Genomic DNA, 25741 nt, shown 5'->3' with positions numbered 1-25741 from the left:
AGAAAGGAATTAATAGATGAATCTTTTAACCATAGAGAACGTATCAAAAAGTTATAGTGAAAAGAAACTTTTTAATAATATAAGCTTTGGAATAAATGAAGGAGATAAGATTGGTATCATTGGTGTAAATGGTACTGGTAAAACTACTTTCTTAAAGGTAGTATCGGGAGTAGAAGTTCCTGATGAAGGAAAGGTAGTGAAGGGCAACTCCGTAAGAGTAGAATACCTTTCTCAAAGTCCAGATTTTAATCCAGAGTCAACAGTATTAGAGCAAGTATTTAGAGGAGATACTCCTTTAATGAAACTTATAAGACAATACGAGAAAGCAATGGAAAGTCATACTGCCACTGGCGAAGAGATAATGAAGCTTACAAGTCAGATGGATAGCATGAACGCTTGGAGTATAGAGAGTGATGCAAAGGCTATCTTAAATAAACTTGGGGTTTCAGATTTTAATGCAAAGGTAGGCAATCTTTCTGGAGGACAAAGAAAGAGAATAGCCTTAGCTGCTGTTCTTATAAGTCCTTGTGATCTATTGATATTAGATGAGCCTACAAACCATCTAGACAACGATACTATAGATTGGCTTGAGCAATACCTTAATAAAAGAAAAGGTGCACTGCTTATGATAACTCATGATAGATATTTCCTAGACAGAGTTGTCAATGAGATAATAGAACTTGATAAGGGTAACCTTTATACCTATAAAGGAAACTATAGTGATTTTCTAGAGAAAAAAGTAGAACGTGAAGAGATGGAACTTGCTAGCGAAAAGAAGAGACAAAATCTTTTAAGAAAAGAACTGGCTTGGATAAGAAGAGGGGCTAAGGCTAGAAGTACAAAGCAGAAGGCCAGAATAGATAGATTTGAAGAACTAAGTGAGCAAAAGATAGATATAGATAATTCTAAGGTTGAGATATCCGTAGCAAGTACTCGTCTTGGAAAGAAAGTAATAGAAGTAAATAACATAAGTAAGTCTTTTGGTGATAGAAAGCTTATTGATGACTTTAGTTATATATTACTTAGAGATGATAGAGTAGGAATAATAGGACCTAACGGAATGGGTAAATCCACTTTAATAAATATAATAAGTGGAAAGATTAAGCCAGATAGCGGAGATGTTGAAGTTGGTGAAACAGTTAAGATAGGTGCATTCTCTCAAGAAACTTATCATATGGATGATTCTTTAAGAGTTATAGATTATATAAGAGAAGGTGCAGAATTTATATCCAATGAAGAAGGATATAAGTTAAGTGCATCACAAATGCTTGAAAGATTTAAGTTCCCACCAGCAGATCAATGGACTCCAATATCAAAACTGTCAGGTGGAGAAAAGAGAAGACTATATCTACTTAGAGTTTTAATGGAAGCACCAAATGTTCTTATATTAGATGAGCCTACCAATGACCTCGATATAGAGACCCTTACAATATTAGAAGACTACTTAGATGAATTCCCTGGTGCAGTTATATCAGTATCCCATGATAGATACTTCTTAGATAGAATGGCAACTAAGATATTCTCCTTTGAAGGCAATGGGAAGGTAGATCAGTACACAGGTAACTACACTGACTATAAAGAAGATAATAGACAAAAAGATATCAACAGTTCAGAAGAAAAGAATAAGAAAACTGTTGATAAAAAAGCAGAAGCTGTGGATAGTAATCAAGGTAAGAAAAAAGAAAGAGCATTAAAGTTCTCATTTAAAGAGCAAAGAGAGTATGACGAAATAGATGAGATTATAGCAGGAATAGAAGAAAAGATAAGCGAACTAGAAGCTAAGATAAATGCAGCTAGCACAAACTATTCTCTTCTTCAAGAACTTATAGCAGAAAAGGAAGAAACAGAAAAGCTTCTAGAAGAGAAGATGGACAGATGGGTTTATCTAAATGATCTTGCTGAGAAGATAAATGAAGGTAAATAATATATAAAGACTAGCAATAATGTGGTTTTACATACACATTGTTGCTAGTCTTTTAATTTGGCATATGATGCTAAAAATAATGGACTAACAAGATGTCAATGGAGTCACAGTGAATCATAAAGTTTCATATGAAAATATAACAAAACTGATTACATATAAAAGAAGATATCTACACTATTAGTAAACTAACTATTAATAAATTATTAATAAATACGATTATTAAATTATGGATTAAATGTAAATTAGTAATTGTATGGGAAAAGTATTACAATTGTTAAAGCATTATTCCATAAGTGGATGTATATTATTAAAAAACCATAGATAAAGGCAAATTTATTGAAAGATAAAGACGCAAAGCTACGGGCCTAAGGTATTTTAAATACTAAGGTAGCCGGGTTACCTAAGTGGTATATTTCATTTATATATTCTATGAAATCTATTCACATGTCTAAAATTCAATATGCTCATATCTATGGACTTATTAGGGGGTGTAGGATGAAAAGAAACATTCTAATAAGGGCCATATGTATCTTTTTGATTTTCTCTAATTTACTTTTTTCTTCAAATGATGTACTCGTATATGCCGCTGAAAACTTAGCAAAGCAGCCGCAAAAGGGAGAGTATTACGGTAAGGACATCAACAAAGAAGCTGAAAAAGTAAGTTCTGTAAGTCAGACTGACAACAAGTCTACGAAGGCTCTTAGGAAACCAAGTGTAACTAAATCAAAGAAAGAAGAAACTTATACTAAGGATAAGGAAGTAGTAAGCAAAAGAACAGCTAATAGTAAGACTTATAAGCTGGATAAAAAAACAGAAGTACAACAAATCTTCTTTGATAAGGTCAACTTTAAAGATGAGAAGGGAAACTACCAAGAAGTAGATAATACTCTAAACCTAAATAGTAGTGGCGGATATTATGAAAATAAAGCCAATGACTATAAGGTAAACCTTCCAACTGAAATTACTAAGGACAAAGGTATAGCAATACAAAAAGGGAAAGTCTCTATCAACTTGTTTCCTATGGAAGGAGATTTTTCTAGAAGTGCAGCTGCAGAAAACTCAGTTTTATATAATGATGTTTTCGATGGTGTAGATTATCAATATACTGCAAATTCAGATAGTGTTAAGGAAGACATTATACTTAATCGCTATGTTGACAAATCTACCTTTAAATATGCAGTTAGCACCAAGGGATTAACGCTTAAAGAAGAATTTAATTCAATAAGAGGATATGAAGCAGGTAAACAACAACCTACGGTTATACTAAGTGCTCCTGTTATGACTGATGCTTCTGGAAAAACAAATAATAACTTAACTATAAAGCTAGAAAAGAAACTGTTTGGTAAAGATATTATTACTGTGACAGTAGATGAAAACTGGCTTAAGGCACCAGAGAGAGCTTATCCAGTAAAAATTGATCCTGATACTGGTTTTGTTAATTCAGAGATCAATGTAACCTGTGCTGAAGAAAATGCACCTAATACCAACACGTTGAATAACGGTTATAGCTATGTTGGAACGGATGATGGTGTGAAATCAGGGAATAATTCAAGTATAACAAATGGATTCCAGAAAACTAGGACTTATCTTAAGTTTGATGTTAATGCTAAGGTTCCTAAAGAAGCTACAATTACATCAGCAACTCTTGAGATGTTTCAATCTACTTCCTTTGGAAATAATGACAGAGAAGTTGGTTTGTATAGTGTTGATGATAGCTATGATATAACTAGATTAACTTGGAATAACCAACCGAAGAATAAAACATATTATTCTTCTGCAATGGTAACGCCTAATGCGCATGCTGTTGATTTTGATATTAAGCAAATAGTAAGTGATTGGGTAAATGGGAAAGCAAACAACGGAATACTTTTGCAATATCTAAATGAAACTCAACAATGTGAAGCTTTTTCAACAGATAAAAATGAATATACAACTCAGAGACCATCGATTAAGATATTCTATGAATTTGTAGATGGTGTAGATACTAACATGCCTTTTGGCGCACCAAATATAAACTTAAGACCAATTACTGAACACGATAGTGAAGGAAGTCTTAAAGTTGATGGAATCTCTATAGATGGATTAGTAAAGCCAACCTCTACAGTAAACTACGAGTTAGATGTTGAAAATCCAGATTTTAAAGGAAGTGCAGAGGCTAGCTATATCTACAAATATCCTGATGGTGCTATGTACTCCAGTCTTTTCCCTAAAGCTTATGTGTATAAGGGAAAGGATAGTAACTGGCAGGCAGATAAAATACTGACACCAAAGCTTAATCAGCTTTATAGGATTAAAGCTACTGCAACCTTAGATGGACAAACTAGTGACACAGGCTATAGTGATTATTTTCAGATTTATCAAGTTCAAGCTAAGGACACTATACCTTACATAGCAAGCTTTTATGGTGTTCCTAATTCTGTGATAATGAGTGATAACAAAGTTGGAGATACACTGCTTGTGGAAGGAAACACTCTTTTCATAAGAAATCCTAAGAAAAATGCAGGTAAGCCATATACACCTCCATCTTTAACGGATGCGAGAAAAAAAGAGATAGATAGTGCACTTATGGGAAGAAAGAAGCATTGTATTTATGGTTTCGAGCCAATAAACTTGCTTACTGGTAACTTCTTATATGAAGCTGATGATGCTAGTGCAACTGATTTTAATGGAGATTTCTCCATAAAAAGAACCTATAATGCAATGGAAGAAACCCATGACGGATATTTTGGAGTGAAGTGGGACTTTAACTTTAACAAGTCTTTATCAGCACTAGCAGATGGAACTATAATATTCAGTCAAGGTGACGGAAGCACTATTTACTATAGAAAAGGCAGTGATGGAAGCTATAGTGGACCTGTAGGAGAAAACCTAAAGCTTTCTTTAGTAAATGATGATAGTAGAAAAAATATAGGATATCAAATAACTGATGGCATAACCACATACCTATTTAACAAGATGGGGCTTTTAGATTCTCAAATTGATGAAAAAGGCAATACTACAAAGTTAGCATATAATGAAGACTACAAGCTAACCAGCATAACTTCACCTTCTGGAAAGATTTTTGGAATAACTTTAAGTGATGAAGGTAGGATAAGTGCAATAACACTGCCAAATCAAAGTGTTTTAAAGTATAGCTATGATGGAAATGGAAATTTAGTTTCTTATATAGATGCTAACGGACATGAAACTAAGTACCAGTATGATGAGAAGGGAAGAATGGTATCCTTCACTGATGCTAAGGGAAATAAATCTGTGGTTAACACTTACGATGATCAAAATCGTGTTACTGTTCAAGAAGATGCTCAAGGTAAGAAAATATATATAAGTTACTACGATGGATACAGTGAAACAACAGATGCTAACGGTAATAAAACACAATATTACTATGATTCGCAGTACAGAATAACTAAAACCGTAAAGCCAGACGGAACTGTAGAAACCTTAAGCTATGATAACAATAATAACGTAAAATCCTCTACAGATGCTTTAGGACACACTACTACTTATGAGTACGATGGCAGAGGAAACAGGCTTAAGGAACATAGATTTGATGGGAAAGTTAAGACCTTTGAGTATGACAGTAAGGATAATCCTATATCAATTACTGACTTTGAAGGAAATACTACTACAATGACCTATGACGGCAATGGAAACCTACTAAAGGTTACTGCGGCGGACCAGTCTACTTATGAATATACTTATAATAGCAATAACCAAGTAGCTACAGTAAAGGACCCAACAGGTAAGACTTATAAATACGAATATGATGGAGCCAATGTATCAAAAGCTACTGATGCAAAGGGAAATGTATATAAGTATTATTATAATGCTATGGGTAAGGTTATATCTGTAGAAGATCCACTAGGTAAGATAACTAGAATATCTTATGATGGTAAAGGCAATGAATTAAGCACCATTTTACCAGACGGAGGAATTGTAGCCTATACTTATGACGCTAATGATAACAAGGATTCTGTAACTGATGGTAACAAAAATGTATCAAAGTTTGAATATGATAACCTAAATAGAGTAATTAAATCTATAGATCCTTTTGGCAATATAACTACCTATGCTTATGATGCCAATGGTAATAATATAGAAGAAAAAAATCCGGCAGGATATACGAAAAGCTATCAATATGATAAGTTGAACAGATTAATAAAAGTTATAGACGGTGAGGATGGAGAGACAACTTACGAAAGAGATGCTTTAGGAAATATCCTCTCTGTAACGGATCCAAATGGCAACAAATCTGCCTATACCTATAATTATGCTGTAAACAAGGTAGAGAAAACTGTAGGACCAAAAGGACAGACTTTAGTAAATAAGTACGATGATGAAGGTAATCTATTAGAATTAACACTGCCTGATGGTAATGCTAAGAAGTATAAGTATGATAATCTATATAGATTAATACAGTTTACAGATACAAATGGAGTAGTGACAGATACTACTTATGATAACTTAGGTAGGATTTCCTACATGAAGGATAGCTTAGATAGAGAGTACTACTATAACTATGACGATAATGGAAATCTAATTAATACAAAGGACCCTTTAGGTTATATAGTAAGCTACACCTATGACGGAAGAAACCAATTAACTTCATTAACTGATGAAGAAGGGAAAATTACAAATTATAGCTACACTGATACAGGTAATTTAAAGGCTGTGACAGATCCACTTGGAAGCACAAAATCCTATGAGTATGATTTAAGTGGTAATTTAAAAGCCGAGATTTCACCTAATGGTGGTAAACAAATATATAATTACGATGGATTAAACAGATTAACCTCTGTTGAAGATCCTCTTAAAAATATTACCCAGTATGTTTATGATAAGGCAGGCAATGTTGCTAAGATGATAGACCCGCTAGGTAAGGAAACTAATTATAAATATAATGGCAATAAGCTTCAAACAAAGATCACCGATGCCTTAGGCGAAGTTGTTCAGATGAAGTACGACAAAAACGGCAATTTGACCAGTATAGTATATCCAAATGGTGATACAGTAGCTATGTCATATGATGAAAGTAATAGATTAACTTCTGAAACTGATGCTGCTGGGGTTAAGAAAAGCTATACTTACGACATCATGAATAGACTAATAAGCCAAGAGGATACTGCAGGAAATAAGCTTACCAATGTATATGATGATAAGGGAAGACTTATAGAGCAGAAGGATGTAATTGGTAGAACAATAAAGTACAGCTATGATTTAGCTGGCAATATAACTGCCAAGGTTGGAACAGATGGCAACACAACTACCTATGTATATGATAAAAGAGATCGAGTAGTAAAGGTTACTGATGCAGAAGGCAAGATAACTACTATTACCTATGATGGATTAAACAGAGTAACAGGAAAAGTAGAGCCTGAAAATAAAAAATATCAGTATCAATATGATGCTGTAGGAAACCTTATTAAAGCTATAGATCCACTAAACTATACAACTTCCTATGCTTATGACAAAAATCAAAATCTAACAGAAGTGATAAATGCAAAGGGAGCTTCTAAAAAATATCAATACGACGCATTAAATAAACTAACTAGCTTTATAGATGAAAAAGGAAACACTACAGCCTTAACTTATGATGCTAGAGGAAGTTTAATAAAAGTCCAAGACCCTATGAACAATGTCACTCAGTACAAGTATGATGCCTTAAATAGATTAGAAATGAAGGTAGATGCTTTAGGCTTTGATACCCAGTACCAATATGACAGCTTAAACAATATGACAGCTCAAATTGATGCTAACGGAAATAAGACAAGCTATGAATATAATAAGCATGGTCTGCAGACAAAGAAAATAGATCCTTTAGGCGGAATAACAGAGTTCCAATATGACTTAAATGATAGACTTATTACTCAAGTTAATCCTATGGGTGAAAAGTACAGCTATTCCTATGATAAGGTTAGAAGAATAACCTCGATTACTGATCCTGAAGGATATTCAAAGAGTTTTAGTTATGATGAGTTTAGCAATTTATCAAAAGAAGCAGACTCAGAAGGAAGCACTATAACTTATACTTATGATAAGATGCATAGACTTTTAACAGAAAAGAATACTGTTGGAAATGTAACTTCTTATGCATACAATACTGCAGGAAATTTAAACTCTGTAAAAGAGCCAAATGGCAATATGAGCTTATATGAATATGACGCTTTAGATAGAGTTAATAAAACTACAGATCCAGAAGGTAATGTTACAAAGGTAGAGTATGATTCCCTAGGAAATGTTACGAAAGTAACTCAACCAGGAAATAGAGATTACAAGTATACTTATGATGCTGCAAGCAATCTTGAAAGCGAAACAAATCCTTTAGGAGAAACCACTACTTATACTTATAATAAAAACAACTTGGTAGATTCGGTTACTAACCCAATTGGAAGCAAAACTACTTATAAATACAATGCTCTAAACTTGCTTTCAGAAACAGCTAATCCAGTAGGAGGCATTACTAAGTATGATTATGATAAGAATCAAAATCTAGCTTCAGTAACAGATGGAAATAACAATAAAACTTCGTATTCTTATGATGAATTAAACAGATTAGTAAAGGTAGCAGATCCAAGAGGTAGCGAAACTAAATATAGTTACGATAAGTCAAGTAATCTTGTTTCTATGGTAAATGGTAATGGAAATGAGACAAAATATAGCTATGATAAGGTTGGAAGACTTACATCTGTAGCTAATCCCCTTGGAGAAAAAGAAAACTTTACTTACAATCCAGTAGGTACTTTATCAAGCCATACAAAGTCTGATGGAACAAAGACAAACTATGATTATGATAAGCTTAACAGGCTTGTATCAAAAGAGTATAGAGATGCTGAGGGTGACAAGGTAGAAGGCCAAGATGTAAGCTATGAATATGACATAAGTGGAAACCGTACTAAGATGATAGGTTTAGAAGGTGAAACAGACTATAGCTATGACAAGATGGGAAGGCTTACCCTAGTTGGTTTTGCTTCAGGAGAAGAAGTAACCTATGAATTTGACAACTTAGGAAGAAAATCTAAGGTAATCTATCCAGACGGAAAGTATGTAAAATACAACTATGATGTACTAGACAGATTAACCTATGCAGAAAACTGGAATGGTGAAAAAACCTATTATAGCTATGATAGTGCTGGAAGAAGAAAAGAAGCCTTGCTTCCAAATGGAACTAAGGTAATCTACACTTATGACGGAGCAGATAGAATCACAAAGCTTGAAAACAAAAATAAGGATGGAGTCCTGATATCTAGCTTTGAATATCAGTATGATAAGAATGGCAACATCATAAATGAAAAAGCTGTACATGAAGATGAAAGTTATGTAAGAACTTATGGCTATGATGGTTCAAATGAAATAACATCTTTTACTGAGGAAAGCCATGAAGAGGATGGAAAAGTTGAAACCACAAAATACGATTATAGCTATGATAAAGCAGGTAACCGTATAGCAGTACAAGTAAAAGATGATGATGAGGCTGATACTGAAACTACCACTTATACTTATAATGCAGGAGACGAGTTAGTCAGTGAAAAGACTGGAGATACAAATATTAAATATGAGTATGACAAGAATGGAAATAGACTTAAAAAGATTCGTCCTGGTCAAAAAATAGAGTACTATGAGTATGACTTAGAAGATAGATTAGTTCAACTTACTAATCCAAAAGGAGAAGTGCTTACCTTTGGATATGATAGTGATGGAAACAGATTGTTCTCAACCTATGGTGTATACTTCAAACCTCAACCAGTTAAGGCTGGAGATAGTGGAAGTGGTGATTCCTCCGGTGATGGTTCAACTCCAGGAGATAATACTTCTAATAGTGGTTCAAACTCTGGTGTTAATCCACCAAAGGATGGAAGCAAAGATAATAATGGAAGTGCTTCAGGTAATAATTCCAATGTAGGATATCCACAAAATCCTAATAACGGAAATCACTATGGCTATGAAAAAGGAAACAATCCACATCAAGAAGTGGCAGTAGCTAGTTCAACTAGCAGTAGTACCAGTGCTGAAGGAAAAAAAGCAGATGATGCTGCAAAGGCTGAAGAAAAAACAGCAACTGCTACTGATACAAACAGTGAAGTTAGTAAGGAAGCAACTTCTGAAAAAGCAAAGGCCGACAGTGCTAAGGAAGATAGTAAAGCTTCTAAAGCTAAAGAAGAAGCTAAAACTGATAAATCCTTCTTCACAAAGGTTGGAGAAAGTATAAAGAGTGCTGTTAACTATATAGTAAGTTTGGCTAAAAAAGCAGTGGACAGCATAGTTGGTTTCTTCAAGTGGTTATTCGGAGGTTCTAGCGAAAAACAACAAGCTTTAGGGGGAATCTTCTTCGGAGCAAAGGTTGATAAAGATAATGAAAAGCTAGATGGTAAAGGAAATAATAATAGCAATAATAGCAGTAACAACGGAAAGAATGATAATGGCTCAAGCAATGGAAATGGCAAAGATAATGGAAGTAATCAAGACAACGGAAACGGTAAAAATAATGGCAATGGAAATGGTAAGGATAATGGTAATAATGGAAAAGGCAATAACAAAGGAAACAATGGTAAGCACTTAGGTTGGTACAAGAGAGCAGATCATCCAAAGAATCCAGGAAACCAAGATCCTCTAGACACTCCAGAAAATTATGAGATAATAAATTATATAAACGATGTGTCTCTAGAAAATCCACAAGTATTGATGACTTCAGATGCAGATGGAAACTACACTAATGCATATACTTATGGATTAGACAGAATATCAATAGATAAACTATCACCAGATAGTGATGTTAAGACTGATCCATTATTCTACTTGTACGATGGAAGAGGCAGTGTATCAGATACAACCAATTCTTTAGGACAAGTAAAAGACAAGTATAGATATGACCCATATGGACAAGTGAATCATGGTGGTTTCTGGGGAAGTAATGCAACTCACTACGAAAACTTCTACGGATATAATGGAGAGGATTATAATAGACTTAGCGGCTTAGACTACCTAAGAGCAAGATACTATGAACCTGAAAGCGGAAGATTCTTAACAAGGGACAGTTACTTAGGAAATGTAATGCAGCCACTAACCTTAAATAGGTATGCATATGCATTAAATAACCCTATGATGTATACCGACCCAAGTGGACACTTCTCAATTGGAGGTTTCTTTAAAAGTGTAGGAGAGAAGATATACTCAGGTGCAGTATATCTGAAGGATCGTATAGTTGATACTTATAATGAGGTTTTTAATAGTCCACCAGATGAAGGTAACAAAAATGATTATACTACTCAACCTGTAACTGTACCTAAGTTCCCAGAAAATCCATTAGAGGTAAGTAAGAAAAACACAACTAACTCTAATAGAGTGAATTCATGTTTCTCACAACCTCAAATTACTACAAGGAACTACTCAAATGAGGTAGTAAGAAAGGTAATGGATACCGTAAAGAAGAGCTGTGAGGGAACTCAGTTTCTTGGAAGTCAGAACTATGATTATAAGGAAAAGGTAAGTCAAGGTACAGATGATGGTTCCAGTGAATTATTACCATATCAGCGAGATGTACAAAATTTAAGGAATTCAGATAATATAATAGATGCGGCTAAGAACTTTGGTAAATATCTTTGGGATAGGTGGCCAGGCCTTTGGGGTCAAATTAATGAACAGAATGCACTTAATATGGGCATGGACCCAGAATGGGCAAAACTAACAGGAGAGTTTTCTTCAACACTATTCCTTGAAGGATTCACAACAATAACGGTTAATGGAGTAAGAGCATATAAAAATATTAAAACTGGTGAAGTTATATATGATAGTAGTGTTGTTGCTGGTAGTGGAATAGGAAATATTAAAAAGGGCGCGGCTGAAGCTGTGAAGTGGAAAGGCTTCAGCAAAGGTGAACTAGCAGAACACTTCGCAAAGCATGGTAATGAATTTGGAGATATTACGCAAAATCAGTATTTAAAGTTAGCAAAAGACTTTGCAACTGAGTCGAATTCTGCATTTAGGGAAACAAAAGTGGGTAATTTTATAATAAAATATGATGAAGCTACTCGGAGAATTCTTGTAGGACAAGAAAAATCTCGTGAAATTAGAACTTTTTATAAGGCGGACTTTAGAGATGCGGACCCATTTGAAGCAGCCGTTAATTTGGCAAAACAACTAAGTGGAATAAAATAGAAAGGAGAAAAAAGCGATTTGGAGAGAATTAAAGCTATTACAATAATTTGCGAGCAGGAACTAACAATGCTTACTAAAGAAAAACGTGAAGAATTGCTAATTGATTGGTGGGGAATTGATAGTGAAGATTCAGAATTTGAGGCATTACCAGAAACACTGCAGACAGAGCTTCTTGAGTATGATGAGCCGTGTTTTGATGTTATGGAAACAAGATATAATCCTTTATTGATAGAAGCATTAAAACAGAAGTTTGTAGGCGTGAAAAACGAGTATTTATCTATGAGGCTTTCAGTAATATTAAGAGAAAATGTTGTCGTTGAGGGTCAACCGGAGAGTTTATCAGTATGTCCGTGTTGCCAATACAAAACGTTGAAAGAACGAGGACAGTATACAATTTGCCCAGTCTGTTTTTGGGAAGACGATGGGAACGATGAAGCTTCTAGATATAGTTCTTCTAATCACATGACTCTAGAACAAGGGAGAACTAATTTTCATAACTATGGCGCTGCTATGGAAGTGGGATTAGCTGGTATTGAAACTGATGCAAAAAAACGTTATTATAAGAAATCTATCCAATAACAACTTTATATGTACCTAAATGCTTGAGCAACGTATTAAACACTTGCTGTAGAATAATGAGTAAAAGGTAATAAAAGTAGAATATAGCTTATACTAATAGTTAAGGCTAACGCTGGTAAAAGGCGTTAGCCTTTTTTCTATTCCTAAAATAATGAAAGCACTTAGGATGGTATAAGACAGCAGATCATCCAAAGAATCCAGGAAACCAAGATCCTCTAGACACTCCAGAAAATTATGAGATAATAAACTATATAAATGATGTATCTCTAGAAAATCCAGAAGTATTGATGACTTCAGATGCAGATGGAAACTACACTAATGCATATACTTATGGTTTAGACAGAATATCAATAGATAAACTATCACCAGATAGTGATGCTAAGACTGATCCATTATTTTACTTATACGATGGAAGAGGCAGTGTATCCGTTGCAACCAATTCTTTAGGACAAGTAAGAGATAAATATAGATACGACCCATATGGACAAGTTAAACATGGGGGCTTTTGGGGAAGTAATGCAACTCATTATGAAAACTTCTACGGATACAACGGAGAAGATTATAATAGACTTAGCGGCTTAGACTATCTAAGAGCAAGATACTATGAACCTGAAAGTGGAAGGTTCTTAACAAGAGACAGTTACCTAGGGGATGTAATGCAGCCACTAACCTTAAATAGGTATGCATATGCATTAAATAACCCTATGATGTATACCGACCCAAGTGGACACTGGCCAGGATGGCTTGATAAGGCTGCATCAGCTGTGAGTAGTTTTGCTAGTAATGTAGTTGATACTGTGGCAAATACTATATCAAAACTTAAAGATTATGTGAGGGATCGTATAGCTGATACTAATTACTTTAATCCACCAGATGAAGGTAACAAAAATGGTTATACTAATAAACCTGTAACTGTACCTAAGTTCCCAGAAAATCCATTAGAGGTAAGTAAGAAAAATACAACTAATTCCAATAGAGTGAATTCATGTTTCTCACAACCTCAAATTACTACAAGGAATTACTCAAACGAGGTAGTAAGAAAGGTAATGGATACCGTAAAGAAGAGCTGTGAAGGAACTCAGTTTCTTGGAAGTCAGAACTATGATTATAAGGAAAAGGTAACTCAGGGAACAGGTAGTCAAACTTTAGGTGATGTAATTAAAGCAAATCCAGGAAGTTACAAGTATGATACTAGTGCTACGGGATGGTATTTAACACAGCAATATTATGCTTCGTGGTATTACGGAAGTAAAGCTTATGAGAGACTTGATGAGGGTGCTTTATCTCATAACTCATATTTAATGTTTAAGTTAGATGAATTAAGACGAAGTGGTAAAGATTTATCTAAGTTGACTGTAGATGAAGTAGATGAGTTAAGCTTTAAAAATGCAAGTTTCTGGAACAAAGCAGATCAGGTTGGCATGGCTGTAATAGGAGGCGTAACTGCTTATAGCTCATACAAAAGCGGTGGTAATATGCCTTCAAATTCCATTCAAGAGTCTAGTAATTATGGTACTAATGGGGCGGGTAACCCTAAACTCTATAGAAAAATGAGTGTTGCTGAAGCTGAAGCAACTCTTGAAAGTGGAATACAACCAGCGATACGTGGAGCAGACCCTACTAAATGGACATCAGAAAGTTTGGAGAAAGTTAAAGAGTTTGATAATAAGATCGTGAAACCTGGAACAGAAGAGGTCATTGTAGAGTTTGAGATGAATCCAGAATATTATAAGAATATGCAAGAAACTGCAGTTCCACAACGTGGGTCAAAAGGTAATCCAAATGTAAAATATCATTATGAGGGCTTAGAAATTAATGGTCCATATAAGAATTATGGTATTACACCGGAGCAAATCGATATATTTAATAAGAATATATTAAATATAAAAATTATACAATAAGAATTACCTATGTAAAGTTATAGGTTGTATAACTTTACATAGGAATTACATTTAAATTTAGTGAGGTTTAAATTAAATGAATCAATTACAGAAAGAAGAAATAATTCATAAGGAGAGAAGAATATTAGCAACTTATGATGAAACTACAATTAGAATATACCAAGCCTATAATAATAGAATTGCTGATGAAGCGTTAAGCCTGGGTAAGTTTGGAAGTTCATTCAAAATGGATAGAATGACATGGATAAAGACATCATTCCTTTGGATGATGTATAGGTCAGGATGGGGAACAAAAATTGACCAAGAAAGAATTTTAGCAATAGATATAACGAGAGAAGGTTTTGATAATATTATTTTAAATGCAGTATTATCTACGTATAATGAAAAAGTTTATTGTACACATCATGAGTGGAAGGATAAGTTAAACTTTTCATTAGTTAGATGTCAATGGGACCCCGACAGGGACATATATGGTAATGCTGTTGAAAGAAGAGCAATCCAATTAGGAATTAAAGGATTAATGGTAAATGTGTATGTTGATAAATGGATTGAAAAGATTACGGATATTACTGAAGATGTAAAAAAGTTGAAAGAATTAAAAGATAATAATACGCTAGACATAGGCTTACTACCAAATGAAAAAGAATATCATGTTGATGAAAATGTAAGACATATACTAGGAATGAGATAGAAAGGTGAGTAATATGGATTTAAGTAAAGATAGAATAAGGGTTTTATTAATTGATTCAGTACATTCAAAAATTGATGCAAAGGATTTTTTTGAAAAAAATCTTAATAGTGGTGAATTATTAAATATTTTGATTGAATTTGCTGTTGATGATTATTCGGGAGATGCTAGAATGGAAGCAGCATATTGGATTTCAAGATTTGAGACTATATTACTAAAAAATGTAGAAAAAGATTTATTAAGGATACAAGAGGATGAATTAGACAGTATAGCATGCCATATATTAGTTGCATTAGGTAAGATAAAATCTAAAGAGGGACTAAAGTTCTTAATTGAGAAAAGAATAGAACCAGAAATGTATTGGGAATCACGGGCATTAAAGTACTACTTTAGTGATATATTATAAGGAGAAAGATTTGATAAATATCAAGTTACCGCAAAATTGTCATATAATTAACCACATAATTTATTTTAAGGCTATTAATTTGAGAAAGTGTAATCAGATTATAAGTAAAATAAAAATTAAACTGGTGGCATAATAATGAAAATGCAGTAAGCAGTAACAAAAGTAAAAATCAAAGATATATTATAGTAATAATAAAGGCTAACGTTGATAAAAAGGCGTTAGCCTTTTTTCTATGCTTAAAACAATGAAATGAGTAAATAAGTATGCTAAATGAATTGGTACAGAGGTTCAAGATACAGTTAAAGGAAGATGGAAAGAATGTGAATGTAAAAATAATGGCAACGGAAATGGTAAGGATAATGGTAATAATGGAAAAGGCAATAACAAAGGTAATAATGGTAAGCACTTAGGATGGTATAAGAGAGCAGATCATCCAAAGAATCCAGGAAACCAAGATCCACTAGACACTCCAGAAAATTATGAGATAATAAATTATATAAACGATGTATCTCTAGAAAATCCAGAAGTGTTGATGACTTCAGATGCAGATGGTAATTATACTAATGCATATACTTATGGTTTAGATAGAATATCAATAGATAAACTATCGCCAGATAGTGATTCTAAGACAGATCCATTATTCTACTTGTACGATGGAAGAGGAAGTGTATCAGATGCAACCAATTCTTTAGGACAAGTAAAAGACAAGTATAGATATGACCCATATGGACAAGTGAATCATGGTGGTTTCTGGGGAAGTAATGCAACTCATTATGAAAACTTCTATGGATATAATGGAGAGGATTATAATAGACTTAGCGGTTTAGAATATCTAAGAGCAAGATACTATGAACCTGAAAGTGGAAGATTCCTAACAAGAGACAGTTACCTAGGGGATGTAATGCAGCCACTAACCTTAAATAGGTATGCATATGCGTTAAATAACCCTATGATGTATACCGACCCAAGTGGACATTGGCCAGGCTGGCTTGATAAGGCGGCATCAGCTGTGAGTAGTTTTGCTAGTAATGTAGTTGATACTGTATCAAGTTATGCATCCAAAGCAGTATCTTATGTGGAAGATGCGGTGTCTACTGGTTGGACAAATGTTAAGAATGCCTATAACTATGTGGCTGATACTGTTAGTGGCTGGTATAACTCAGGAAAACAAACAGTGAAGTCTTATGCGTCAAAGGTAGAGGAAAAGATTTCATCAGCTAAAAGAGATATAAGTAATACAGCAAATAAGGTAGTACAACTAGCAAAGCCAGTAATTTCTACTATAAACTATCCAAATGAAGTAGTAAGAAAGGCCATAGAGACAGTAAAGAAGGGCTGTGAAGGAGCTAAGTATGTAGCAAGTCAAGCATACAAGTATAAAGAACAAATACTTGATGGAGTTCAATTAGGCTTAGATTTAGCAGGATTTGTACCAGGTGTAGGAGACCTATTAGACGGAGCTAATGGAGTAATATCCTTAGCAAGAGGAAATAAGTCTGATGCAGCTCTAAGCTTTGCAGCAATGATACCATTTGCCGGTAGCGGAGCAACATTAGCCAAACTAGCAAAAAAAGGTGAAAATGCAATTGAAATTATTAAGACTGCCGACAATGCTCTTGATGTAGCAAAAGATGGAGAAAAGGCATTAGATTTAGCTAAAGTAATAGAGAAGAATGCTGATGAGATATCTGAGGTGGGTACACAAGCTAAATCACAGAGGTGGTTAGATGCCGAGGAAAAATTAGCAAAAGCGGCACAAGGTTCAGGTGGTTCAGGAGGAGTAGACTTTATAGCAACCTCTAATGGGACTGCTGTGCATGCTAGTCAAACAGATATGATTAATAGTATAACCAATGCAGGTGCTACAAGAATTGGACCTACTAGTCAAACAAGTGAGATTGGTGAAATATTTCAAATGAATACGAAACATGGTCCGATGGAAATTCGTGTAATGCCAGGACAACCAGGTACTACAAGTGCATTTAAAGGACCAAGAACAATCAATACTATACCTGGTACAGGAACGTATGTGTATCCTAATGGCGAAAGGATTATAGGAGCAGTATCTAAAAGTGATAGAAAATTAATAGGTCATATTCATGGACAAAGACCTTAAGAATGAGAAGGTGAAAAATTATGAGTGATAAAATAAAAAAAGACTTTTCAAAAGAAAAAGAAGTGATACGGGAAATATTGAAAAATGCAAATTTTACAGAATTTACTTTTCATACTGGTTTTGAGTTAAAGTTTAGTAGAGAAAATAATGCTGAATTATATGGTAAACCACTTCCAACAGAAGTTAAAATTACAATACTTAATGATTGGTGGTTTGGTGCAAGAGATGAATGGAATATTAAAGTTGAACAATTAACAAATGGATTAGATTTAGTTGAGCCAGAAGAACCAGTTTTATCTTATGAGTTAACTTGTTTAAGATGGACTGATGAAGCAAGTGTTGATGAAGTTGACTTTGAGGATGATAATATGAAAATCATATTTAAATGTGGTAAGTCGATTTCCATTTCATATTACAATGAAATGGATTATTCATGGGTGATTTCTGAGTGCACTACAAATGATTTAAACAGGGGATGGAATATTATTTGTGAAGACGGTGAGTTTTTTGTAAGTATTCCTCAATAATAAAAAGTAACTGCAAAATATTTAATAATGTAACTGCATAAAACTGGTTTTAATGTAATTAATATAATTTAATAAGATTAAGAGTAAAAACTAGTAGCATAATTATTATAATGCAGTGAGCTGTAACTAAAAGAAAAATTAAATATATATTATAACAATGATAAGAGTCAGTGTTTCTAATGAAGAAGCATTGACTCTTTTTCCATGTAAAGAAATTGAAAGGAGTAAAGATGATGTGTCAAATAATTGAAGATTTTAAGATGCGCCTAATAGAGGACGGTAAGAGTCATAAAACAATAGAAAGCTATGTTGGTGACATTAAGGCTTTCATAGAATTTCTGAGAACTAAAGGAGTTGAATTTAATGGTGCTTTACAACGATTCTACGTAGTAAGCTACAAGAATTTTCTAGTAGAGAGTAACTATGAGGTGGCAACAATCAATAAAAAAATAAATAGCATTCATGCATTAAATAGGTACTTAGTAACTACTGGTGATATGAAAGAAATAGTTGTAGAAAATTCTAAGGATAGAGTAAAAATTGCATATGGTTCAGAGAAACAAGTTGAGGTTTGTTTAGAGAAGAAACCGAAAAAAATAACGGTAACAATGGACAAGGGAAAAATGATAACAAAAGAAACAATGGTAAGCACTTAGGTTGGTACAAGAGAGCAGACCATCCAAAGAATCCAGGAAACCAAGATCCACTAGACACTCCAGAAAATTATGAGATAATAAATTATATAAATGATGTGTCTCTAGAAAATCCAGAAGTGTTGATGACTTCAGATGCAGATGGAAACTACACTAATGCATATACTTATGGATTAGACAGAATATCAATAGATAAACTATCGCCAGATAGTGATGCTAAGACCGATACATTATTCTACTTGTACGATGGAAGAGGCAGTGTATCAGATGCGACCAATTCTTTAGGACAAGTGAGAGATAAATATAGATACGACCCATATGGACAAGTAAAGCATGGGGGCTTCTGGGGAAGTAATGCAACTCATTATGAAAACTTCTATGGATATAATGGAGAGGATTATAATAGACTTAGCGGTTTAGAATATCTAAGAGCAAGATACTATGAACCTGAAAGTGGAAGACTATTCATTTTAGTAAGCTTGAGTTTTATGGAATAATTAACATCCATAAAAGATATATTAAATAGAAATTATAAAAGGGTGGAGAATATTATGTTTGGAAATAATAAAAATGAAAAAGAAAAAAGATTTAATATTATCTCAGATGAAATGATAAATTTTATGAGTATTACTGTGGTACAAGATTCAAAGACAGGGGTTAATTATATGATAACTCAAGGTACAGAAGGTTTATCAGTTACACCTGTGCTTGACAAGGATGGGAAGATATTAATAACTGAAGTTTAGTAGGTATAGATAAGTATATAAGTTTTGAAGATTTGTTTATAAATAAAACCATGCATACAAGGAGATAGTGTTCCTGTATGCATGGTTTTTGTTGTGTATATAAAAAATTTAAATTAGATAGTCTTAGTTAACTGTTAACTTATAAGGTGTTGTAGTACTGTATGCTCCGTTATAACCTACAACCTGTATATAGTAAGTCCCAGCTGATAAGGTATCAGTTTTATTAATAGGTGGTACATCTATAGCAACGAAACATATACTAGATTATATGCTAAGGATAGATATACCATTTTATAAATAACCTCCATCCTCGATTACAAATATCCTATTGAAAACAATTAATAAAATGGTATATCTATTAAATTCATATATTTCTGACTATTTTATTGACTTGTTAGAATATTTTGATATATAATTACAATAATTTTATAGATTCGGATGAAGGTAGCGGGATTAAACCGTTATTGGACGAACCTCTGGAGAGACTCAATGGAGCACCGAAGGGGAAAGCCATAAAGATGTGGTGAAACTCTCAGGTAAAAGGACAGGGGATTTTGATATTGTATTCAGTTTAACTTTTTTAGCTTATTAAGCTTTTTTTGAGTTATTTGAATATCAAAAGCCGTATTTCCAGAGACTAAGTTTAATACTAGTCTCTTTTTGTTTATATAATACAAGAAGCGATTTAAATTACCTAAAGGGGGCTAAAATAGTGTTTTATAAAAGTACAAGGGGAAAAGAAAATTTGGTTAAAGCTTCAGAAGCTATAGTTAGGGGCATAGCTGAAGATGGAGGTTTATTTGTTCCAGAGAGCTTTCCAAGGATAGAAAAATCTTTTGATGAACTAAAAGAAATGAATTACAAGGAGTTAGCATTTTATATCTTAAAGAAATATCTTGATGATTTTTCTGATGAAGAACTTAAAGCATGCATAGATGGGGCTTATGATGAAAAGTTTGAAAATCCTCTAATAGCACCATTAAAATACGCAGGGGGAGCATATTTTTTAGAGCTTTTCCATGGAAAGACCTTAGCGTTTAAAGATATGGCTTTAAGTATACTTCCATACCTTGTTAAGACAGCAGCAAATAAAACAGGAATAGATAAGGATATAGTTATTCTTACTGCTACCTCTGGGGATACTGGTAAGGCTGCACTTGAAGGTTTTGCAAAGGTTGATGGAACTAAGATAATAGTTTTTTACCCAAAAGATGGAGTAAGTGAAATTCAAAGAAGACAGATGGTAACTCAAGAAGGGGATAACACTTTTGTCGTGGGTATAGAAGGAAATTTTGACGATGCTCAAAATGGAGTGAAAGATATATTCGGGGATGATGATTTCAATAAAGAGTTAGAGGATAAAGGATATATGCTATCTTCTGCAAACTCTATAAATATAGGAAGACTAATACCTCAAGTAGTTTACTATGTATACTCATATGTAAGTTTATTAAAAGAAGGAAAGCTTAAGGCTGGAGAAAAAATAAATGTTGTAGTACCTACAGGAAATTTTGGTAATATACTAGCTGCTTTTTATGCTAAAAATATGGGATTGCCTATAGAAAGATTTATATGTGCCTCAAATGAGAATAAGGTACTCACTGATTTTATAAATACAGGTGTTTATGATAGAAATAGAGAGTTCGTAGTTACTAATTCTCCTTCAATGGATATATTAATATCTAGTAATCTAGAGAGATTCTTATATGAGATAAGTGGTAAGGATTCAGAGTTTATAAGTAATCTTATGAGTAAATTAAAGACTGAAGGTAGATATGAAGTAAGTGAAGCTATGAAAGATAGACTTAAAGAGTTCTACGGAGACTTTGCAACAGAAGAAGAAACTGTTGAAGCAATAAGAAAAGTGTATGACTTATCAGGATATGTAATAGATACCCATACTGCTGTTGCTTATAAAGTTTTTGAAAAATATAAAAATGAAACAAAGGATGATGCTGTAACGGTAATAGCATCAACAGCTAGTCCTTTTAAGTTCCCAAGAAGTGTTAATGAAGCTCTTAATTTTGAGCAGAAAGAAGCTTCAGATTTTCAGATGGTAGAAACTCTTTCTAAGAATTTTGATATTAAGATACCTAAAGGCATATTGAACTTAGAAAGTAAACCAGTAATTCATAATGCAACATGTAATAAAGAAAATATGAGAACTGTAATTAAAGAATTTTTAGGTTTATAGGTGATGATATGGTAGAGGTTAGAGTTCCTGCAACAAGTGCAAATATAGGACCGGGGTTTGATTGTCTTGGAATAGCAGTAAAGAAATACAATAGATTTGTGGTAGAAGAAATAGAAGAAGGACTTGTTTTTGAAGGTTGCGATGAAGAGTTTAAGAACGAAGATAATTTAATATATGTAGCTATGAAAAAGTGCTTTGATAAGATTAAATATAAACCAAAAGGATTAAGTATAAAAATTGAAAGTGATATACCAGTATCGAGAGGACTTGGAAGTAGTGCAGCCTGTGTAGTTGGTGGAATATTAGCTGCAAATGAACTTGCTGGAAGTCCTTTAAGTAAAGAAGAAGTTTTAGAACTATCAGCAGAGATGGAAGGTCATCCTGATAATATAACTCCTGCTTTATATGGTGGGATGACTGTTTCAGTGACAGAAGAGGATAGGACTATATATAACAAAATAAATATAAAAGAAGATATTAAGCTTTGTGTATTGATACCGGATTTTAAACTATCTACTGAAAAGGCAAGAGCAGTACTTCCGAGGAGTATTGATTATAAGCAAGGTGTTTATAATATAGGCAGAGTAGCTCTTATGATATCTGCTTTATCAAATGGTGATTTAGATCTTCTTAAGGTTGCTTGCAAAGATAAGCTTCATGAGGATTATAGAGCAGGACTTATAGAAAACTTTTATGATATAAAAAATGAATGCAGTAAGCAAAATGCTTTAGCTGTATTTTTAAGTGGAGCTGGACCAACAATCATGGTTATGCTGAGAAAAGATGATAAAGACTTTTCTACAAATATAAAAAGTTATTTAGATACACTTAAAAATAACTGGCAGGTGTTAGAAGTGGATATCGATAATGATGGGGCTATAGTTTTGAGTCTATAATATTTGAATTTAAAAGATAATTTTATATTTTATTATGATATTAATTTTATTGTATTTAAAGATGTATCACTTCAATCTGAAAGCTATTTTCAAAACTCCTCTGGATTCTGAGAGGAGAATTTGAAAATATAAATTTTATAATGAAGTGATACATCTATATGAACTAATTTTGTTTAAGCAATATAGCAAGTTTATGAATAATTAGGGGGAAAAGTATGAGTGATATAGTTGTAGCTAAATTTGGAGGTAGTTCACTAGCAGACAGTGAACAGTTTAATAAAGTAAAAAATATTGTTATTGAGGATACACGAAGAAGATTTGTTGTGCCTTCAGCACCAGGAAAGAGATTTAAAAAGGATTATAAGATAACTGACTTATTATATCTTTGCTACGAGCATGCAAAGAATGAAATATCCTTTGAAGATGTATTTAAGCATATAGAAGATAGATATAAGACTTTGGCCGTAGATCTTAAGGTGGAAATTGATATAGAAAAGTATCTTCAGGAAATAAAGCAAAAGATAGAAGAAGGTGCTTCAGCAGATTACACTGCTAGCAGAGGAGAATATTTAAATGGATTATTACTTGCGGCATTTTTAAATTATGAATTTGTTGATGCTGCAGAGATAATAAAGTTTAAGCATTTTGGCACTTTAGATATGGCTGCTACTGAAGTTGCTGTAAGAGAAAGACTAAAAAATGTAGAAAAGGCTGTTATACCTGGATTCTATGGAGCTACACCAGATGGAAAAATAAAGACCTTTTCTAGAGGAGGTTCAGATATTACAGGAGCAATAATAGCAAGATGTACTAGTGCTAAGCTTTATGAGAACTGGACTGACGTTTCTGGATTCTTAATGGCAGATCCTAATATAGTTGAGAATCCAAAGTCTATAGAATATGTAACTTATAAGGAACTTAGAGAGCTATCTTATATGGGAGCAAAAGTGCTTCATGAAGAGAGTATTTTCCCTGTTAGAGATGTAGGTATACCTATAAATATAAGAAATACTAATAAACCTTCAGACAAAGGAACCTTCATAGTTGATGAACAGAGAGTTCAAACCTATGGAGATACAATTACAGGTATAGCGGGTAAGAAGGACTTTGTTGTAATTGCAATTCAAAAGATGCTTATGAACCTTGAACAAGGTTTTTGCAGAAAGCTTTTAACAATACTTGAAAGCAACGGGGTTTCCTTTGAAAACATGCCATCAGGAATAGACTCTGTATCCTTAGTTATAGAGGAGAGTCAGGTAGCAGATAAGCTTGAGATTATACTTGAAGAGATAAAAAGACAGTGTAATCCAGATGCTGTGGAGGTTCATCCTAGCATGGCTTTAATAGCTACTGTTGGTAAGGGGATGAATAGAACTAAAGGCGTAGCTACTAATATATTTAAAAGTCTTTCGGAAGCAGATGTTAATGTAAGAATGATAAACCAAGGATCTAGTGAGATAAACGTAATAATTGGTGTGGAAAACGGAGATTTTGAAAAGGCTTATAGAGCTATTTATGGTGCTTTCGTTAAATAAGCAATTAATAATACATTGAAGAGGGGGAATTATAATGGAAAAAGTAAGAATTGCATTATTAGGGCTAGGTAATGTAGGTAAGGGTGTTTGGAATATATTAAACACTAATAGAGAAGCTATTATAAAAAGAGCTGGGTACGATATAGAGATTGCAAAGATACTAGTTAGAGATAAAAATAAAGCAAGAGATGTGGAAGTGCCACAAGAGCTTGTTACAACTGATGTTGAAGAAATTTTTAACGATGACAGCATTAAGATAATAGTTGAGGTAATGGGTGGTTTACAGCCTGCAAAGGACTATATATTAAGAGCTATAAAAGAGAGAAAGCATGTAGTTACTGCTAATAAACTACTCATAGCCACTAATGGAAAAGAAATATTTGAAGAAGCTGAAAAGAATGAAGTTATAGTGAATTTTGAGGCTAGTGTAGCTGGTGGAATACCTGTAATTCATGGAATCAATGAAAGCTTAACTGCAAACAAGATCGAAGAAGTTATAGGAATAATAAACGGTACTACAAATTATATCTTAACTAAGATGACATTAGAAGGAATGGACTTTGAGGATGCTCTGAAAGAAGCGCAAGAAAAAGGATATGCAGAAGCGGATCCAACATCAGATATAGAAAGCTATGATGCTGCATATAAGCTTGCTATATTAACAACTCTTGCATTTGAGACAAATGTTGATGTAGATAGCATCTATAGAGAAGGAATAACTAGAATTACCTCAAAGGATATAGAGTACGCTAAAGAACTTGGATATGTTATTAAGTTACTTGCTATTGTTAAAGAAGTGGATGGAAAGCTGGAACTTAGGGTACATCCAACAATGATTCCGTCAATACATCCTCTAGCAAATGTTAATGACTCTTTTAATGCTATATTTATAAAAGGAAATGCAGTAGGAGATCTTATGCTTTATGGAAGAGGAGCAGGAGAGCTTCCAACAGGAAGTGCCGTAGTTGGAGATATAATATCTGTGCTAAGAAATGATGGAGATAGAGCAAGTATAATAACAAGTAGATATGAGGACAAAGAAATAGCTCCGATGGATAATATAGGTGCTAAGTATTATCTAAGAATAACAGTAAAGGATATGCCAGGTGTTTTAGGCGAGATAGCTACCATATTCGGACAGGAGCAAGTAAGTATAGCGTCATTTATACAAAAAGCTAGAAGAGAAGATAGGGGACTTGTTTCTATAGTTATTGTGACTCATGATACTTTAGAGGGAAGAATAAATAAATCTTTAGAAAAAATTAATGATTTAGATATAATAAAGAAAGTTGAAAATGTAATAAGAATAGAGAAACTCGGACTGAAATAAAATATTACCTAAAATGATTCCTCAGAATTAAAAATATATTCTGGGGATTTGTTTTTTGTAAAAACAACTAAGGATCGATAAAAAAATTATATAT

The 25741-nt window shown here is 33.4% G+C and carries 16 protein-coding genes and 2 riboswitches; all 16 genes read left to right on the top strand.

Going from position 1 to position 25741, the window contains the following annotated elements; translation table 11 throughout:
- Positions 1–16: 16 nt before the first annotated feature.
- The 16 genes from bsdtw1_RS22675 (at position 17) to bsdtw1_RS22600 (ending at position 25647) form a co-directional block, all read left to right on the top strand.
- Positions 17–1924 carry an ABC-F family ATP-binding cassette domain-containing protein gene (locus bsdtw1_RS22675; protein ID WP_183279934.1) on the top strand — a complete coding sequence of 636 codons (1908 nt, stop codon included), beginning with the start codon at positions 17–19 and terminating at the stop codon, positions 1922–1924.
- 316 nt (positions 1925–2240) lie between these two features.
- Positions 2241–2328: riboswitch (cyclic di-GMP riboswitch) on the top strand.
- Positions 2329–2419: 91 nt separating this feature from the next.
- Positions 2420–12076: a DNRLRE domain-containing protein gene (locus tag bsdtw1_RS22670; RefSeq protein WP_183279933.1), complete on the top strand. Its 9657-nt coding sequence runs from the start codon at positions 2420–2422 to the stop codon at positions 12074–12076.
- Positions 12077–12094: 18 nt separating this feature from the next.
- On the top strand, positions 12095–12655 hold the full coding sequence (locus tag bsdtw1_RS22665; RefSeq protein WP_183279932.1) for a CPCC family cysteine-rich protein: 561 nt from the start codon (positions 12095–12097) through the stop codon (positions 12653–12655).
- Positions 12656–12942: 287 nt separating this feature from the next.
- Positions 12943–14556, top strand: a complete 1614-nt coding sequence (locus bsdtw1_RS22660) for an RHS repeat-associated core domain-containing protein (RefSeq protein WP_183279931.1) — start codon at positions 12943–12945, stop codon at positions 14554–14556.
- 76 nt (positions 14557–14632) lie between these two features.
- On the top strand, positions 14633–15247 hold the full coding sequence (locus bsdtw1_RS22655; protein ID WP_183279930.1) for a DUF4291 domain-containing protein: 615 nt from the start codon (positions 14633–14635) through the stop codon (positions 15245–15247).
- 13 nt (positions 15248–15260) lie between these two features.
- Positions 15261–15650, top strand: coding sequence for a hypothetical protein (locus bsdtw1_RS22650; RefSeq protein WP_183279929.1), 390 nt, complete (start codon positions 15261–15263; stop codon positions 15648–15650).
- A gap of 263 nt (positions 15651–15913) precedes the next feature.
- A complete protein-coding gene (locus bsdtw1_RS22645; protein ID WP_183279928.1) occupies positions 15914–16060 on the top strand; it encodes a hypothetical protein in 147 nt (48 codons plus the stop codon).
- Positions 16061–16182: 122 nt separating this feature from the next.
- Positions 16183–17766 carry an RHS repeat-associated core domain-containing protein gene (locus bsdtw1_RS22640; RefSeq protein WP_183279927.1) on the top strand — a complete coding sequence of 528 codons (1584 nt, stop codon included), beginning with the start codon at positions 16183–16185 and terminating at the stop codon, positions 17764–17766.
- 20 nt (positions 17767–17786) lie between these two features.
- Positions 17787–18293: a hypothetical protein gene (locus bsdtw1_RS22635; protein ID WP_183279926.1), complete on the top strand. Its 507-nt coding sequence runs from the start codon at positions 17787–17789 to the stop codon at positions 18291–18293.
- Positions 18294–18523: 230 nt separating this feature from the next.
- Complete coding sequence (locus tag bsdtw1_RS22630; protein ID WP_244638242.1) at positions 18524–18949, top strand: site-specific integrase; 426 nt, start codon at positions 18524–18526, stop codon at positions 18947–18949.
- On the top strand, positions 18865–19443 hold the full coding sequence (locus tag bsdtw1_RS22625; protein ID WP_183279925.1) for an RHS repeat-associated core domain-containing protein: 579 nt from the start codon (positions 18865–18867) through the stop codon (positions 19441–19443). Before bsdtw1_RS22630 ends, bsdtw1_RS22625 begins: the two co-directional genes overlap by 85 nt.
- A gap of 54 nt (positions 19444–19497) precedes the next feature.
- Positions 19498–19692, top strand: coding sequence for a DUF6440 family protein (locus bsdtw1_RS22620; RefSeq protein WP_183279924.1), 195 nt, complete (start codon positions 19498–19500; stop codon positions 19690–19692).
- Positions 19693–20158: 466 nt separating this feature from the next.
- Positions 20159–20250, top strand: a riboswitch (glycine riboswitch).
- Positions 20251–20404: 154 nt separating this feature from the next.
- A complete protein-coding gene (gene thrC, locus bsdtw1_RS22615) occupies positions 20405–21886 on the top strand; it encodes a threonine synthase (RefSeq protein ID WP_183279923.1) in 1482 nt (493 codons plus the stop codon).
- A gap of 8 nt (positions 21887–21894) precedes the next feature.
- Positions 21895–22782, top strand: a complete 888-nt coding sequence (gene thrB, locus bsdtw1_RS22610) for a homoserine kinase (RefSeq protein ID WP_183279922.1) — start codon at positions 21895–21897, stop codon at positions 22780–22782.
- A gap of 215 nt (positions 22783–22997) precedes the next feature.
- The gene (locus bsdtw1_RS22605) at positions 22998–24317 is read left to right on the top strand and encodes an aspartate kinase (protein WP_183279921.1); all 1320 of its coding nucleotides are present in this window, start codon (positions 22998–23000) and stop codon (positions 24315–24317) included.
- Positions 24318–24351: 34 nt separating this feature from the next.
- The gene (locus bsdtw1_RS22600) at positions 24352–25647 is read left to right on the top strand and encodes a homoserine dehydrogenase (RefSeq protein ID WP_183279920.1); all 1296 of its coding nucleotides are present in this window, start codon (positions 24352–24354) and stop codon (positions 25645–25647) included.
- Positions 25648–25741: the final 94 nt, after the last annotated feature.

The sequence above is a fragment of the Clostridium fungisolvens genome (assembly GCF_014193895.1).
GTDB lineage: Bacteria > Bacillota > Clostridia > Clostridiales > Clostridiaceae > Clostridium_AR > Clostridium_AR fungisolvens.
Note: the sequence above shows the minus strand (reverse complement) of the source record. Positions and strands in the feature narration are given on the sequence as shown.

What these genes read in the sequence shown, in the direction of transcription:
- bsdtw1_RS22675 (WP_183279934.1), top strand. Translation starts at nt 17, where the DNA reads ATGAATCTTTTAACCATAGAGAACGTATCAAAAAGTTATAGTGAAAAG.
- bsdtw1_RS22670 (WP_183279933.1), top strand. Translation starts at nt 2,420, where the DNA reads ATGAAAAGAAACATTCTAATAAGGGCCATATGTATCTTTTTGATTTTC.
- bsdtw1_RS22660 (WP_183279931.1), top strand. Translation starts at nt 12,943, where the DNA reads ATGACTTCAGATGCAGATGGAAACTACACTAATGCATATACTTATGGT.
- bsdtw1_RS22655 (WP_183279930.1), top strand. Translation starts at nt 14,633, where the DNA reads ATGAATCAATTACAGAAAGAAGAAATAATTCATAAGGAGAGAAGAATA.
- bsdtw1_RS22650 (WP_183279929.1), top strand. Translation starts at nt 15,261, where the DNA reads ATGGATTTAAGTAAAGATAGAATAAGGGTTTTATTAATTGATTCAGTA.
- bsdtw1_RS22645 (WP_183279928.1), top strand. Translation starts at nt 15,914, where the DNA reads ATGCTAAATGAATTGGTACAGAGGTTCAAGATACAGTTAAAGGAAGAT.
- bsdtw1_RS22640 (WP_183279927.1), top strand. Translation starts at nt 16,183, where the DNA reads ATGACTTCAGATGCAGATGGTAATTATACTAATGCATATACTTATGGT.
- bsdtw1_RS22635 (WP_183279926.1), top strand. Translation starts at nt 17,787, where the DNA reads ATGAGTGATAAAATAAAAAAAGACTTTTCAAAAGAAAAAGAAGTGATA.
- bsdtw1_RS22630 (WP_244638242.1), top strand. Translation starts at nt 18,524, where the DNA reads ATGATGTGTCAAATAATTGAAGATTTTAAGATGCGCCTAATAGAGGAC.
- bsdtw1_RS22620 (WP_183279924.1), top strand. Translation starts at nt 19,498, where the DNA reads ATGTTTGGAAATAATAAAAATGAAAAAGAAAAAAGATTTAATATTATC.
- thrB (WP_183279922.1), top strand. Translation starts at nt 21,895, where the DNA reads ATGGTAGAGGTTAGAGTTCCTGCAACAAGTGCAAATATAGGACCGGGG.
- bsdtw1_RS22605 (WP_183279921.1), top strand. Translation starts at nt 22,998, where the DNA reads ATGAGTGATATAGTTGTAGCTAAATTTGGAGGTAGTTCACTAGCAGAC.
- bsdtw1_RS22600 (WP_183279920.1), top strand. Translation starts at nt 24,352, where the DNA reads ATGGAAAAAGTAAGAATTGCATTATTAGGGCTAGGTAATGTAGGTAAG.